The organism is Paenibacillus sp. XY044, from assembly GCF_002257645.1.
GTDB lineage: Bacteria > Bacillota > Bacilli > Paenibacillales > Paenibacillaceae > Paenibacillus_AQ.
Genome location: NZ_NQMO01000005.1, coordinates 411,374 through 427,290, shown reverse-complemented (window position 1 = coordinate 427,290; position 15,917 = coordinate 411,374). Strand labels below are relative to the sequence as shown.

At 52.7% G+C, this 15,917-nt stretch carries 12 protein-coding genes; 9 read left to right on the top strand and 3 right to left on the bottom strand.

Annotated features, from left to right (window positions below):
- Positions 1–20: 20 nt before the first annotated feature.
- The 3 genes from CJP46_RS21750 (at position 21) to CJP46_RS21740 (ending at position 4,495) form a co-directional block, all read left to right on the top strand.
- Positions 21–1,796: a stalk domain-containing protein gene (locus tag CJP46_RS21750; RefSeq protein WP_094597721.1), complete on the top strand. Its 1,776-nt coding sequence runs from the start codon at positions 21–23 to the stop codon at positions 1,794–1,796.
- A gap of 69 nt (positions 1,797–1,865) precedes the next feature.
- Entirely contained in the window at positions 1,866–2,291 is a 426-nt protein-coding gene (locus tag CJP46_RS21745) for a DUF1801 domain-containing protein (protein ID WP_094597720.1), read from the top strand.
- 167 nt (positions 2,292–2,458) lie between these two features.
- Positions 2,459–4,495 (top strand): bifunctional diguanylate cyclase/phosphodiesterase, encoded by a 2,037-nt coding sequence (locus tag CJP46_RS21740; RefSeq protein WP_373558027.1) that lies wholly within the window; start codon positions 2,459–2,461, stop codon positions 4,493–4,495.
- Between the two features lie 78 nt (positions 4,496–4,573).
- Here the strand turns inward: CJP46_RS21740 and CJP46_RS21735 are convergent, their stop codons facing one another.
- The 3 genes from CJP46_RS21735 to CJP46_RS21725 form a co-directional block, all read right to left on the bottom strand.
- Complete coding sequence (locus CJP46_RS21735; protein ID WP_094597718.1) at positions 4,574–9,046, bottom strand: S-layer homology domain-containing protein; 4,473 nt, start codon at positions 9,044–9,046, stop codon at positions 4,574–4,576.
- Between the two features lie 253 nt (positions 9,047–9,299).
- Positions 9,300–9,539, bottom strand: coding sequence for a hypothetical protein (locus tag CJP46_RS21730; protein WP_094597717.1), 240 nt, complete (start codon positions 9,537–9,539; stop codon positions 9,300–9,302).
- A gap of 286 nt (positions 9,540–9,825) precedes the next feature.
- Entirely contained in the window at positions 9,826–10,596 is a 771-nt protein-coding gene (locus tag CJP46_RS21725) for an ArsR/SmtB family transcription factor (RefSeq protein WP_256992456.1), read from the bottom strand.
- A 192-nt stretch (positions 10,597–10,788) separates the two neighbouring features.
- Between CJP46_RS21725 and CJP46_RS21720 the strand changes: the two genes are divergently transcribed.
- From CJP46_RS21720 to CJP46_RS21695, 6 genes are all read left to right on the top strand, one after another.
- Positions 10,789–11,340 (top strand): NADPH-dependent FMN reductase, encoded by a 552-nt coding sequence (locus CJP46_RS21720; RefSeq protein ID WP_094597715.1) that lies wholly within the window; start codon positions 10,789–10,791, stop codon positions 11,338–11,340.
- A gap of 115 nt (positions 11,341–11,455) precedes the next feature.
- Positions 11,456–11,806, top strand: a complete 351-nt coding sequence (locus CJP46_RS21715; RefSeq protein ID WP_094597714.1) for an ester cyclase — start codon at positions 11,456–11,458, stop codon at positions 11,804–11,806.
- A gap of 48 nt (positions 11,807–11,854) precedes the next feature.
- Positions 11,855–12,256, top strand: a complete 402-nt coding sequence (locus CJP46_RS21710) for an ester cyclase (RefSeq protein ID WP_094597713.1) — start codon at positions 11,855–11,857, stop codon at positions 12,254–12,256.
- Between the two features lie 225 nt (positions 12,257–12,481).
- On the top strand, positions 12,482–12,973 hold the full coding sequence (locus CJP46_RS21705) for a GNAT family N-acetyltransferase (protein ID WP_094597712.1): 492 nt from the start codon (positions 12,482–12,484) through the stop codon (positions 12,971–12,973).
- Between the two features lie 109 nt (positions 12,974–13,082).
- Positions 13,083–14,774 (top strand): sigma-54-dependent transcriptional regulator, encoded by a 1,692-nt coding sequence (locus CJP46_RS21700; protein ID WP_094597711.1) that lies wholly within the window; start codon positions 13,083–13,085, stop codon positions 14,772–14,774.
- A gap of 168 nt (positions 14,775–14,942) precedes the next feature.
- Positions 14,943–15,905, top strand: coding sequence for a 2-keto-3-deoxygluconate permease (locus tag CJP46_RS21695; RefSeq protein WP_094597710.1), 963 nt, complete (start codon positions 14,943–14,945; stop codon positions 15,903–15,905).
- The last annotated feature ends 12 nt before the right edge of the window (positions 15,906–15,917 follow it).

Below are 15,917 nucleotides of genomic sequence, written 5' to 3'. Positions count from 1 at the left end.
GAGGGTAAGGAGAATTTTCGATGTCGACAAAATTGAAGTTCACGAGTTTGCTGCTGTCTGCGGCGTTGGTATGCGGGGCGGTCCCGGCTTATGCGGCAGAGAAGGCGGCGCCTAAGCCTTTAAGCCAGACCTTCGACCAGATGGTCATCATCCCTTATGATTATCACGGAAAAGCTTTTGTTAACGGGGAAAAGACTAATCTTTACGGTGATTATGACATCGTCCAGCGCAGCGGAAGGGTCATGGTACCGATCCGCCTAATGGGAACCCTGGCTTCGCAGTTCCGTTCTCAGGGTTCGTGGCAAACGATTTGGGAGGCGCAAAATCCGGATGACGTTACGTTTGTGAACTATGGGCTTAAAAAAACGATCAAGTTCAAAGTGAACAGCACCACGATGCTGGTGAATAACGAGTCCAAAAAGATGGACGTCGCTCCACAAAAAATCGGCGGCCGCGTCGTTCTGCCTCTAAGAAGCGCAGCGGAGGCACTCGGCAAAAATATCCAGTGGCTGGACGGTCTGATCGTGATGGGAGACGAAGTCGTTGACGAGAAGAGCGCCGAAACGCTGGCCGTCAAAGACCGTATCCTGACCCAGCTGAAGGACACCCGGAAGCCGGTGGCGGACGAAAAGATACTGACGCCGATCACCAAATACGGAGACGCGCTGTACTATTACAAGCAGATCTATCAAAGCAGCGGCACGTTAGAGCGTTTATATCGGAAGGCCGACGGCAAAAAGGAAGTTCAGGTTGACATTCCGGGTGAGCCGGCACTGCACAGCGGGAAGGTCATCGGACATGACCTGTATATCGCATCCACGGTGAACAATCAGGGCGTACTGTATGCTATGGACCTTACCAACAATAAAGTTCGGAAGGTGAGCTCGCTCACGGATTGGAAGCCGTCGGACGGCTGGCTGCAGAGTGTCTCGATGATTGACAATGAGCTGTACGTGAACCTTCATAGCGGCGATCTTACGATGGGATCGGAGACATTGTACCGAGTCCTAAATGGCGCCCTGAAAGAGGTAACAGGTGCCAAAAGCATGATCGGTCCTGTCAAGTCGGGCGATTTCCTGTATCATGCCGATTTTAACATTATGGGCAAAACGGTCGATAATCTGAACCGGGTTAATCTCAAGACCGGAGACTTCAAGGCGATCGGTCAGGACGACTTCGTCTATGCCATCAACCGGAAGCAGCATGACGGGGGCGGGACCAGCTATGGCGTTAATGACGCCATTTACGTCAAAGGCGGCTTTGTGTACGTGCTCGGTTACAAAGACAGCGATCCGAAGGATGAGGGCTCGGTGTACAAAGTCAACCCGTCTGACCAGACGCAGGTGAAGCTCACTCCCGCCGCCGGTCCGTTCTGGATGGTGGATAACCAGATTTATTACGTCGACGGCGCAACTGGTTATTTGGCCAAGACCGACGTGAATGGAGCGCAGCCCAAAACCCTGATTTCCAGAAAGGTGCTTAATACCCAGCTCTTGAACGGAAGCTTGTATTATACCTCGAACGCCGCTGGCAGCTCCTCCGATCCGGGTGTTCTGTACCAATATGACTTGTCGAGCGGCAAGGAAACCCAGCGCAGCGACAAGCCGGTGAGCTCGTACTACATCGGAAAGACGGGGATTTACTACCTGTCGGAAGGCTATGATCCAGGTATATACAAGATTGACGCGAAGGGGAACACCCGTCTGGTATCCGACCTGATCCAAACGGCAAAGCTCACGGATGAAGGCTTGGTTTACACCTTGACCTACAAGGAAGGGGTTTATTCGGTGAAATAAGCCGACCCCGTTGGTCTGCCCGGGTAAACGGGCAGGCCATTTTATTTACCTGCAAAAGGAGTGACGACCATGTATGAGCTGAAAACGAAAGAAACCGATGACAGCGTCCTCGCGTTCATCGAACAGGTGGAGCATCCCGGGAAGAAACAGGATGCGTACTGGCTGCTGGACATTTTTACGGAAACAACAGGGTATCCGGCGAAAATGTGGGGGCCGAGCATCATCGGCTTCGGTTCGTACCATTACAAGTATGCGTCAGGGCATGAAGGGGACGCGCCGCTCGTGGGCTTTTCACCCCGCAAAGCCAAGATCAGCCTCTATTTCGCGCCTGGAGAAGAACAGCGTGAAGCCCTCCTGAAGGACTTTGGCAAGCATACGTCAGGCAAAGGCTGCGTCTATATCAACAAGGTTGCGGATATCGATGCAGAAGTGCTGAAGGCGCTGATCCGGCAGTCGGTAAAACATCTGCAAGAGACGTATCCGGACGGGAAGTGACGGCAGGTTATCGGGGTCATGTAAACATATCATTCAGGCGGTAAAACGAATGCAAAGAGTGGCGAAAAATAGCGGATTTTGCTAAAATACTTCTTTCGTTTTGAAGGGGCGGTCCTTTATACTTGCTCTATGAGCTTTTCTGCGTTGACAACAAGGAGTGAGCCCCCATCGTCCTGTTAGATGAATCATATAATTTATGGATTGTTATGCTCTCGTTTATTATCGCCGTATTTGCGTCCTATTCGGCCCTTAACCTGGCGGCCAAAATATCAAGGTCCCGGGGCAGGACGCAAAAATGGTGGCTGGTTGCCGGCTCATGCGTCATGGGCAGCGGGGTATGGTCCATGCATTTCGTCGGCATGCTCGCCTTTCATTTGAACGTGCCCGTGAACTACGATATTCCGATTACGCTGTTATCGATGCTGTGCAGCATTGTGGCGTCTTTTATTGCTTTTCAAATACTGCTGTCCAAAGGCGTGAACTGGGGCAAGTTTGCTTTGAGCGGGTTTTGCATGGGCAGCGGCATTGTGGCGATGCATTATACCGGGATGGCCGCGATGCGTCTTCCTGCCGAGATTATCTACGACAGATCTTATTGGCTGCTCTCAGCATGCATTGCGCTGGCGGCTTCTTACGTCGCACTGCTTCTATTCCTCCGCTTTCGCGATCATGCTGAAGTCAGCTGGTGGAAGTGGGCTTCGGCTCTGCTGATGGGGCTGGCCATTTGCGGGATGCATTTTACCGGCATGAAGGCCGCCGATTTCTGGTGCGTGAACCCGAATGCGATGGCCTCTACCGATGCCGGAGAGATGAACCTATTGCTGCTGGCCGGCGTGACGCTGACGACGTTCTTCATCCTGATGGTTTCATGGGGAGCGATGTTATTCGATCGTCATGTGCTGGAGAAAATGGCGTACAGCGACCCGCTAACCGGGCTGCCTAACCGGCATGACCTAAATCGGCTGCTTGGCGAAGGCGTCGACACCTCGAAAGAAACCGCCGTATTGTTTATCGACCTGGACCGCTTTAAAACGATCAACGATACGCTGGGTCATGACATCGGCGACATGCTGGTTCAGGAGGTGGGAAGACGTCTGAAGGGGCACCTGCAGCAAGGCCAGATGGTGTTTCGCTTAGGCGGCGATGAATTTCTGGTGGTTGCGGATGGCTGCGGCCAAACCAGGGCTGAGGAGCTCGCGGCCGGCATTTTGGATATCATCACCAGGCCATTTGTTCTGCAGGGCAATGAGCTGTACATTACGGCCAGCATCGGCATCAGTCTGGCTCCGAAGCATGGAGCGGACCGGGCGTCGCTGCTGAAGACGTCGGATACAGCCATGTACAATGCCAAGAATGCCGGCAAGAACCGGTACTGCGTATTTGACGACGAAATGGACAAAAGGCTGCTGCGCCGCCTGGAGCTGGAAAAGGATATGCGTGGAGCGTCGGAACGCAAGGAGTTCTATGTCGTGTATCAGCCGAAGTGGGATGCCCAGACGGATACTCCCGTCGGACTCGAGGCGCTGATGCGCTGGCCGCACCCCAAATTCGGCGTCGTCTCACCGGACGAATTCATCCCGATTGCGGAAGAAACCGGACTGATCATCCCGATGACCCGTTGGATACTGGAAGAGGCTTGCCGCCAAAACAAGGTGTGGCTCGACAAAGACATGCCCTCGATGATCGTGTCGGTCAACGTGTCCGTCCGTTTGTTTGAAAGCCAACATCTTCTTTACATGGTGGAACATGCACTTCGCGCGACGGGGCTTCCTGCCCGGTACCTGGAGCTGGAGATCACCGAATCGACGATGCTGTACGATGTACCCGATATGATACGGCAGCTGAATGAGCTGCGTGAGATTGGGGTGAAGATATCGATGGACGATTTCGGATCGGGGTACTCCTCGCTCGGGTCCCTGGATCAAATCCCGATCGATACGATCAAGATCGACCAGCTGTTTATCCGGGAAAGCGATTCTCCCTCCAAACGGGCGATCGTGGGCGCCATTATCGATATGGCGCTCAAGCTTCATCTTGAGCTGGTGGCTGAGGGTGTGGAGACGAGAGAACAGATCGATTTTCTCCGTGCATCCGGGTGCAATGTAATGCAGGGATATTTCTACGGCAAACCGATGAATATCGATCAGATGGATGAGTGGCTGCTGCAGAATGCGGGCAAGCCGATCGGAGAGACAATGGTTTGAATATAATGAAAAAAGGATGCCAGTGCTAGCTGGCATCTTTTTTATTTTGCTGAGTACTCGGATGTTTCTTGATGCTGACTACTTAACGTCATCCTCAAGGATGGCTTGCCAAACCTCGGAACCTTCATCGCTGCGTGTGGACACGTGGGAAACCGTCGCTTCCTGCACGTCGCCGAAGGCCCAGAAGCTCTTGTCCACATCCGGGAATACCGGATCCAAGCCGGTCAGAGGTCCGCGGTATAACGCTCTGTTCATCAGGGTCACCGCTTCCGCCCGGGTGATCTGGTTGTTCGGCCGGAACTTGCCGTCCGGATAACCGGAGAGGAGATTGTTCCGGTACAGTGCTTCGATGGCATTCGCTGCCCAATTTCCGTCCAGATCCGTGAAATGACGGTTAACGGCCGGAGCATTGTCTATCTTCAGGAATCTGGAAAGCACGGAAGCCAGCTCACCGCGGGTAACCGGGGCATCCGGACGGAATGTGTTGTCCGCATAGCCGTTGAAATACCCTTGGGACGTTGCCACTTGAATGTAGCCCGCTGCCCAGTGCCCTTCGCGGATATCCTTAAACGTCGATGTACCTGTTGGTGTTTCGCCCGACAAACGAGCGACGATGGCTGCCAGCTCGGCCCTGCTCAAAGAACCGGCCGAATGGAATTTGCCGTCTGGATAGCCGAGAATATAACGCTGATGCTTCAATTGTCCGAAACGGTCGGAGAAAACTTGGACATAGACGGAAGCATTTTTGCTGGTGCCTCCCGCCAGAAGCTGGCCATCCAGCTTATAGGTGGCCTGTTCGGCTTGGATCAGTCCCCATTTCACTTCAATTTTGAAGCTTCCGGTACCACCGGCGGGTAAGCTGGAGACGTTCCAGGATACGGTTCTGCCTTCGACCGTACCGCCACCTGCATTAACAAGTTCCGTTCCTTCTGGTAGGGTGACCTTAACGACCGCACCGTTCACGGCAGAGCTGGTCCGGTTGTTGTAATCGATCGTAATGGTCGATGTCGCGCCTTCCTTTACCTGATTTTTGTCGATCGACAAATTCAGGGCTAGATCCCCTTGAGGGGCAGGGGCCGATGCGCTTGTACTTCCGCTGCCTGAGCTGCTCTTAGGCAGCGACTGCATGGCAAAGTCAAAAGCGACGATGCTTTGTCCGACATGAATAATGCCGTCTTTAATGTAGCTGTCGGCTCCGTCCGCATTTGGCTTGGTCTGACGAGTATCGTAGGTGTAATATCCTGCTTTTTTCGCAATGATGTAGTAGTCGCCTTCAGGATAGACCATCCACGCGTATTCGCCTGCTGCATCCGTATCCTGCGGATTGGCGTTTTCGTTAGGAGCAAATCCTGGAAGACCCGGCAGGGAAACGAGAGCATTCGGCGTGCGTCCCTTTTGCTTGTTGAGGTCTGTATCTGCCCAATACAGCTGAACGTCAACGCCGCTCAATACGGATCCGTTGGACGAGTCGGTGACGACACCGTAAGGATCAATCAAGGAATAGACAATGCTGGTTTGTCCATCTTCGGTGAAATTGATGTTCACAATGGAAGAAGGTCCCGCAAGCGTCTCTCCACCTGATGTAGTAAGCTGATACGTCACTTCGTATTTGCCTTTAGGAACATTGTCCAACGAGAACGTTCCGTCTTCGTTGATTGGGAGCTGTTGCTCGAAATTGCTGCCGTCCAGGCCTTTTAGAACAGCAAAGGCTGTTCCATTACCGAATAGAGCTCCTACGGTAGGATTAGAAGAACTGCCGGCAGGCGGAGCGATGAACAGCTGTCCGTTCAGCGCGTTGACGGGCTTAATGATTTCTCCCGTCTGAATGGTGCCGATCGTAACTCCCTTGGTTTGGGTCAAGACGGCTTGTTGACCGCCTACTTGAACCGGAGTTTGAATGTCCAGGACGTATTTATAATCCCCGCGAGGGACCGGAATTTGGTATGAACCGTCTTCGCCAGTCGTTACCTCGGTGGAATAATCAATGATGCCGTCATTATTGAAATCGGATTTCACGATAATGGTTGCACCTGCGACCGGTTTGCCGCTGACTTGGTCGATAATGATTCCGTCAATGGCAGCCGGATAATAATCGATGCCAATGCTGGCTTGGGCATTCGGGTTGTCATTGCCATCCTTCGTTTGGACCGTAACCGTGTGGTGAATCGGCGTCGTGCCGGACAAGGCCTCAGGAGTATATTCCCAAACGGCTGAGCCCTTTTCGTCCGTGACCTTTTGGATGCTATCCCCGCTGTCAAGGGTAAACGTCACCGGCACGTTAGCCGCAGGATTTCCTTGGTCATCGGTTACCTTGGCTGTAACGGTCACCGGAGTTTTGCCATCGGCGAGCACGCTGTCAGGTGTTACGGTGAGTTCCACCTTGTACTGCTGTTCTTGATCCCGATCCCGAACATATACAGTTTCGGTAACCGTCTTTCCGTCATAGGATGCGGTAATCTGTGCCACACCCGGCGATACGGCAGTAACTTTGCCGTTGGCATCCACAGTTGCCACATCCGGATTGGAGGACGTATACGTTGCTGCGCCGGTTACATCATGGATGCTTTCATCGGCTGCCGTTACCGCGGTCACTTTGGGCGTATGCTGTTCTCCTGGTTGAAGTGTCACGCTGGATGGATCGATCAACAGGTCGCGCAGGCTGGATGCTATCGTCGTTACACTCACAGGTGCAGACGGATCCGATTCGATGCCGTTGCTGACCGATGTGATCTTGTAGGATTGTGTGGTCTCCGGTTTCAATCCTGTCAGGGCGAAATGGAGATCCGTCAGATCCTTGGCAACGGGGTTGCCTGCATCATCATACAGGTTATACTTTTCGGCACCCGGAACAGCACTCCAGGTCAGTTCGGCACTGGTTGAGGTTTCGTTGCCGACTTGCAAAGTAGGTGGGTCAATCGTTACCTTAATCGTTGCCTCGGCGGTTTTATCGTTATATACCGCTTTAATAACTGTGGTGCCTGCACCTACGGCGGTAATTAATCCGTTCTCATCGATGGTCGCTACGTTGGGGTCCGTAATGCTAATAACCGTATTCGGATCCAGCGTCACGTCGGTTGCGTCTTCGCCAGAGTATACCGATGTAACGACGGTTTGATGCGTTTCTGTCAGTTTTAACTCATACAATTGCTGATCCAGCCGGAGACCAAAGTCGACAGGAAGCTCAACTTCATTGGAAGGGGGAGATTCCATGGTACCTTCACCGGTCTCTACCACAGCCGTTACCGTGAACCGGGCGGGATCCTCTGGCGTTACGCCGCTAACCTCGTACTGTGTGCCTGTTACATCGGATGCGAGTAAAACTCCATCCTTGTAAACATTGTAGTGGGTAGCACCTGGAACGGTATCCCACTTCAGAATGTTACCTGTTTCAGGTGTATCTCCTCTGGTTAGAGTCGGAGCCGTCGGAATTGCGGCCTCTGCATAAGCTCCTCCTACGGTTACGACCTTAATGATTCCTGTTGGGGGCGCGGAATCTAGATCCCAAGTGGTTTCCGCCTGGCCACTTTCGTCAGCGACGAATTGCGTCTCGGCGAGTACTCCACTAAGGGTTGAAAAAGTGAGGGGGGCCTTTGGCACCGGGTTACCGTCTGGATCTAGTGCGGTGCCGATCACGGTATATATACCGGATTCGCCGGTTGGAACGGCTTTGATCTTAACGCTTGTCGGCGCTTGTTTATATACGTAGCTTGGGTTTGCAGTATCGATGGGTTCCGGCGTATTCGTGAAATACCAGGAAACGATATCATGCGTCTCCATGGATCCGCCGGTAGCTGAAGTAAAGCCGGCGTAAACGCCAGGTAATCCTTTGAAAATATTATCTAAATCAATATTGGATGTTTGCAGAACGGGGGTCTCCGGGCGATTCTCATTTTGGCTGAGGTAGACCTTGACGACTTTGTTCTCACCATCGTAATCGATCCAGGAATATAAGTCTTCTCCGCCCGATAAGCTAATATCGTTCAGGTTGGTTGTATACCAGGTAGGATTAGTATTGTTTACGTCACCATTCATAGCTAATCCAATATAGTTTGCCGAAGGATCGTTGACCGGGCTGGCATTTTTGTAAGTATCATATTTCACGGCAAAACTCGGGGTAATTCCCCCGTATCCAATACCCTGGCCGACACTCCCGGCATTGTTGGATTGGGCTTGAACTGTGAACGTAATTCCATCTGCGGGTGAACTTTTCCGGTTATCCCCATTGAGGCGGAATTTAAAGAAGGTGCTGAAGGAATAATGGTTACCCGCTGCGATTAGTTTTTTATTAAATGCGGTACCGAATTGATTTCCCTGAGCCTCTGTCAGGCGTAGGATTTGGCGGTCCCTGGTGTCCGTTACAATGCGGGACTGACCGTTCAACGCGAACAAGCCGACCTGCTTGGAGTTGCTGAAATTATCAATCTTGTACGTTACCCATCTGTCCTCGGAGCCAGTGGGGTCGGCGTAGACGGCACCTGTCATTGGCTGAAGCGTTGCGATCAGTATACAGATGACGAGAAGAAGCGGTTTGAATTTGATAGAGCGCATCATGTTGTTCTTTTTGACCTCCTTAGGTGTGTGAATGCTGTGTCGTTGGTACTAAATAACTAAAAGTTAGATAAGACCAAATTCCTAATTTTCGACACATAATGACACTCTACTAGAGTCATCTGAACAGATTCTGAACAATCCAAAGGGAATTCCTCAGCAAAAAAACCTCTGCGTAAAAAGCAGAGGTTAAATGATGCGACTTTAATTTAACGCCTCACAAATTTACGGAGGAGGCTTATCAAGTGCTATCAGACTATTCCCATGGATCTCCGGAGGGGTTGTAGAGGTTAGGATCTGTATGGGTATTTGGTTCATTCCGTTGGTTCTGGATCAAGGATTTCAGCTCCCGGACCTCCCGGCGTAGATGCCGCAGCTCGGTACGCATATTGGATTTGTCCACGGCCAGCCGGACCAGTAAAAAGAAGATCAGCGCAAAAACCCCCCACATCACCAGAACAGCCACCAGGCCCCCCATGCCAATAGCGCTCATCATAGCATTCAACTCCCTTCTCAATCACTTTTGGTCATCTGCTACATAAGCAGGTGCAATCAATCAACCTCTTAAGACGTTTGCTGCCATCTTTTTATAACAACGCCTTGAAAGGCATAAAAGTTATCAATGTTCTGATAAGACCAGCTATGAGCCTGCATTACAAAGCTTGTCGATAAAACCGTACGAAAAAACCCACTCGCGGGCAGTCGCGACTGGGCTTGAAATACTTTAAAGTGCGCATGGGATACACGGTATCCGGGCTGCCTTTTTCACCGATTTCTGAAAATCAGATATCCTCCAGCGTAGTCCCCGTTTCCAGGAAGGTTTTCATTCCTGAAAGGACGAGCGGCAGGCCGTTCTCCAGCACGCCCGCGGTAGAGAGCGCCTGTTCAAATTCGTCATGGACCGCCGTGACGAGCGTGACGCCGGGGATTTCCGCATGCGGGGCGATCTCCCACGTGACGCGGGAAGCCGTATCGTTCTCCGTGCCGGGGAGATTTATAAACTGCCAGCTCACGGACAGCTTATGCGGACGGTCCAGCTCAAGGATGATTCCCTCGACCTTCTTTTCCCCCTCCGGCCCCAGCAGCTCAAAGGAAGAGCCGATTTCCCAGGTGGAATGAATGGCACAGTTGAACCAAAACTTTGTCGTTTTGGCCGGGTCGGTCATCGCCTGCCACACCTGCTCGGGACTTGATTTGATGGCGATCCGGTTGACATGCTTCGGTTTGGTTTCCATTTGCGTCTCACGCTCCAATTCGAATTGAAGTGATGTTAATCCCGCCGCCCAAGGTTCGGCGTATTTGCTGACCCATCGCTCGTATATTTGGCGGATGGGTACGGCATTGAGGTAGTGCAGCTTTTCCCGGCCGACCTTTCTTGTTGTAATGAGTCCGGCTTCCTCCAGCAGATTCAGATGCTTCATTACGCCGAACCGGGACATGTCAAGCGGGGCGCACAAGTCGTTCAGCGTCCGTCCGTCGTGCGCCTGCAGCAGGTCCAGAAGGGTGCGGCGTGTAGGGTCGGCGAGCGCTTTAAATACTAGATTGTCCTCCAATCGTAACACCTCCTTTACCACATGCATAGAAAAAAGCGGAACAATGCCCTTGACATGTTACTATATAGTAACGTATTATAATCTCATCAAGAGTGACAATATAGTCACATATTATCATACCCCGTTTCGTTTGTCAGCCGGCGGCCGTCAGGACCGGATGCAGCGCAGGGGAATCCAAAGGAGATGTAAGAGATGAAAGTAACATTAATTGCCGGAAGCAACCATGAAGGATCCGTGAGCACCAAGCTCCTTCGTTATCTGAAGAGCCTGCTGGGCAGCAGCGGAATTACGGTTTCGTTCGTGGATATGAGGGAGCTTCAGCTGCCGCTGTATTCGCCGGTAGCGGGACCAAATCCGGGTGCCGTACGGCTGCAAAATGAGATCATTGCGGCGGATGCGCTGGTTTTGGCAACACCGGAATATCACGGCTCCATCTCGGGCGTGCTGAAAAATGCCCTGGATTATTTGACGCCGGGACATGTGGAAGGAAAGCCGGTTCTTTCCGTAAGCTCGGCAGGAGGGCCGCTTGGTATCAGTTCGCTGACGCATCTGCAGACGATCGTCCGGAACCTGCATGGCGTTAATTGCCCGGAATGGATTTCCGTGGGGTACGGATCGAATGAGTTTGGTCCGGATGGCGTGCCTTTGGATGCTGGAGTGAGAGAACGGGCCGCCGCGGTTCTTGGGCAATTCATAAAGGTGACCCGGCTGCTTTCAACCGAGGCGGCAGCAGTAATCGGATAGTCGGCGTATTTTTTTGTACAATATGTGACTAAATGGTAACATAATAAAATCAATCATGAAGCGGATGTACGCCGAAGGATTTGAAATATGACAAACAAAAAGGAGATGGACCGATATGAACACAACGCGGCAGCAGCAAGTAGAAGCGGCAGTAAAGTGGATTGAAGAGGCATGGAATGAAGGGACGTTGAGCCAAACGGGGCAAGGATTCATCGGTCAACTGGAAGAGGCCTTTACGGACCGTCAATACGAAGTGGATGACGTGATCGTCCAGGGAGAGAAGATCATCGCAAGAGTCCTCATCACGGGCAAGCATACCGGATCGTTTGCCGGTAATCCCGCCACGGGGAAAGCGGTCCGCATCACGCAGTTCCACGAGTTCACGTTTCAAGAGGGGCGGATCACTCATCGTTTCGGCTGGTTTGACACCGGTACGCTGCTCCCCCAGCTGCAAGCGGGTGCCTGAGGTCACCTGGAACGATACGGCCAATATAAATTAGAGGAGATGGACGATATGACAACGACCGAGCAAAAAAACACCGAGGTGATTGAGGCCTTTATTCAGGCGTTCTGGAACGCAAACGATCTGAATGCGGCGGATACCTTCACGACAGAGGACTATCGGGAGCTCAGCTATCAATCGAAAGAAGGGCTGAAGCAGTTTGCTGCAAAAATTTTGGAAGCTTTTCCGGATAAGCAGTATACGGTAGAAGAAATCATCGCCGAGGGCGACAAGGTTCTCGTTCGGATGACGGTCCGGGGCACCCATCTGGGTGTGTTCTTCGGCACCGCACCGACCGGACGCACGATGAATGTGACGCTGTACCGCCAGTACCGTCTTACGGACGGCAAAATCGCCGAACACCGCGGCTGGATCGACATGGTGACGATGAGGAGCCAGATTCAAGCGGGATAACCCCGAACGCGATTGGAGCCGAAAATTCAGCGCCATCGCTCACTCCATTGCCTATGCTATATCCAAGCCGCCGTAAACGGCGTCAATGAAATCGTTGTAAGGCCCACCAGACAGGAATTATAATACGAATAACCACGGCTCACCTGTCGTCAGGTGGGCTTTGCGCTTAAGAGGGATCTGGACCGCAAAATCGGTCTTTATCAAAAATGCCCAAAGGAGACCTCAATGAAAAACACCATAGATAACGTCCGGCTGGCCTTATATCACCCAGAACACGAAGCTGCGCTCGAAGCTTTTACGCTGCCGAAGGAGCAGCATGAATTCACCGCACTGCCTGGCGAAGTCATACAGAAGGCACTGGAGCGGAAGGAGCGGCATCCGATCGTCATTTTGGGGGAAGAAGGGCCGGTTGGCTTTTTCGTTCTCGATACAGGGGAAGACCGGAGGCAGTACTCGGACAACCCGAATGCTTTGCTGCTGCGGGCGTTCTCCATCGATCACAAGCACCAGGGGCATGGGTACGCCACGAAGTCTCTGCTCGGACTGAAGGAGTTTGTCAAAAAGCATTTCCGTACGGCCGATGAAGTGGTCCTTGCGGTCAATATGAGAAACGCAGCCGCCCGGCATGTCTATCTCAAAGCGGGGTTCCGTGACGAGGGACGTACCCGAATGGGTCCGGCGGGTCCGCAGCACATTCTGGTGCTAGGGGTATCATAGCGAGAGCTCCCCTTCCCCAAACCCCCGACAGACGAGACAAAAATTGCATACCACCCGATTATATGCTATGACTGAACTACAATCATAAAGGATATAGGTGTGGGATTAGATGAAAATAAAAGCCCTATTTGTAGCTCCATATGCAGCCATGGAAAACTTGATCGAGACGTGCCGTTCGGAAGAGAAAGATTTGGACCTTCAGATCCGGGTCGGAAATCTTCAAGAGGGGGTCGCCATCGCCAAGCAGGCGGAAGCCGAAGGGGTCGATGTCATCATCAGCCGCGGCGGAACGGCCAAGCTGATCGGAGAGGCCGTCGATATCCCCGTCGTCGACGTTCACGTGTCCGGCTATGACATGCTGCGGGTGCTGACGCTGGCGAACGATTTTCCGCGAAAAAAAGCGATTGTCGGGTTTCCCGCCATCACCCTCGGTGCCAAGGCCATCATCGATTTGCTGGAAATTCCGATCGATATTTTCACGATCCATGACGAAGACGAGACGGAGAGCCTGCTCAGAAGGCTCAAGGAGGAAGGCTACCAGCTGATCATGGGGGATGTGGTGACCTTCGAGACGGCGTCCCGCCTGGGACTTGTGGGCATCCTGATCCAGTCTGGGCGGGAAGCGATCTTTGACGCCTTTCAGGAAGCGAAGACCGTCTCCCGGTGGATGATGAAGAACCGGCAGGAAATCGACAGGCTCAAAGCTGTGCTGCACGTCACGGCAGGGGATGTGATGGTTTTGGCGGAGAACGGACAGGTTGCGTACGAGCAGTGGAAGCATTTCGATTCCCGTCCCGTCCCGAATTTCGGCGTGGATCCGCACGCTTTCCGGGAGACGGCGGCCCGGGAGATCAGCCATGCGAGCGATGCGGAAGGCCGGCCGCTGAAGATCGTCAAAACCCGGGTAAAGGTGGAAGAAGGGGCTTATTTGGTATGCGAATTTTCGCGTGTTCATATGGATTCGCCGGCCGAGGCATATTTACAGGTGAAGACGGGCACACCGCCGCTGATCATTCATCAGAGCGAAGCGATGGATTCTTGCTTGTCGATGATCGATCGCTGCCTTTCCGCAGCCCGGTTTGTTCTGATCGGGCCGAAGGGTGCCGGCAAGGAGTCGATCGCGCGCTATATTCATGACCGTAAGTTCCGCGGGGAAGGCCTATTCGCCTCCGTCCAGGCGGCCGATATGCTGGCCCTTGGTCCCGACGAAGTGGACGCGGAGATCAAAACGCTGTATATCCACGCGCTTGATATGATGGATAGCGGCCTGAAGGCCGAACTGTGGCGGAGGATGGAGGCTTTTCAGGGAAGGGGAATCACCCTGATCCTCTCGATGATTGAAGAGCAGCATTTATGGGGAGCCTATGAGGACGGCATCGTCCGGATTCATATTCCTGCACTGGCGGAACGCAAAGAGGATATCCGGGAGCTGGTTACCTCGTTTTTGCTGTACTTTAACCAAACGGAAGGCACCTCGGCCATTAAGATGACGGAAAAGGGGCTTGCCCTGTTAATGGATTACAGCTGGCCGGGCAACGTATCGGAACTGCGGGCGCTGCTTCAGGAGGCGGTGCTTTTGGAGAAAGGGTACGTTATCGAGCATGCCTTGATTGAACAGCTGCTGCAGCGAAAAGGCACGGCTAACGGAGTGAGCGGCGGGGATCTGCTGAACGGCACCCTGGAACAGATCGAGAAGGCGATCATTGAGAAGGTGCTGGAGCAGGAGGGTTTTAACCAGACCAAGGCGGCGAAACGGCTGAACATCAATCGGTCGACATTATGGAGAAAGTTGAAGGAATAAACCCAGTATTGTTTAAATATGCAACACTTTTGGTTAAATGATATTTATTTAGCTAAGAAGTGTTGCATTATTTTTTGTAAACGTTTATTATAATCGATGTAATCGTTTTTTGTAATCGCTTTTACAAAACAAACTGTTTAAATTTACAACACGGGAGATGACACAGCCATGAAGATTAAGGCAGCCATTGATAAAGTCCCCGGAGGGATGATGTTGATCCCTTTGCTGATCGGCGCCCTGATTCGTACGTTCTTTCCGCAAATGTTCGATATGCCGGAATTTAAGAGCTCGTTTACAGGCGGCCTGTTGACAGGTACATCCGCGCTGCTTGCCGCCTTTTATATTTGCTTGGGGTCGACGATTCGGTTTCAGGCAACCGGTTACATTTTGAAGAAAGGCGTCAGCCTTTGGGTGGGTAAAATCGGTACCACCTTCCTGATCGCCCTGCTGATCAAAGCGATTTTCCCGGACCAGAACAATCTGTTCCTGGGACTGTCGGCTCTGGCCATCATTGCGGCGTTCTCCGACACCAACGGCGGCCTGTACATGGCGCTGATGGGTCAACTCGGCAAGAAAAAAGAAGACGTCGCCGCGTATTCGATCATGTCGCTGGAATCCGGCCCGTTCTTTACGATGCTCATTCTGGGCGTCGCCGGCCTGGCCAGCTTTCCGATTATGGCGTTTGTCTTTGCCCTTCTGCCGCTTTTGCTCGGCATGCTCCTCGGGAACCTCGACGAGAAGATGCGCGAGTTCCTAAGCAAGGGACAGGATGTCATCATTCCGCTCTTCTCGCTCGCGATCGGCGCAGGCATTAACTTGACCAACGTTGTTAAAGCCGGATTATCCGGCGTCATTCTTGGGATTGGTGTCGTCGTGATCACCGGCGTCGTCCTGTTCCTGATCGACCGCCTGACCGGTGGCGACGGCGTTGCCGGGATTGCGGCTTCGTCGACGGCAGGCAACGCTTCGGCGGTACCGATGGCGGTTGCCGCAGTGTACACCGGCTACAGCAGCATTGCTGCGGATGCAACGCTTCAAGTAACGGCATGCGTCATTGTGACGGCGATTCTGACCCCCCTTCTGACGACCTGGTTCGCAAGACGGGCGCAGCGGCGGAGTTCACAAGCGTAAGTGGCATGGAAA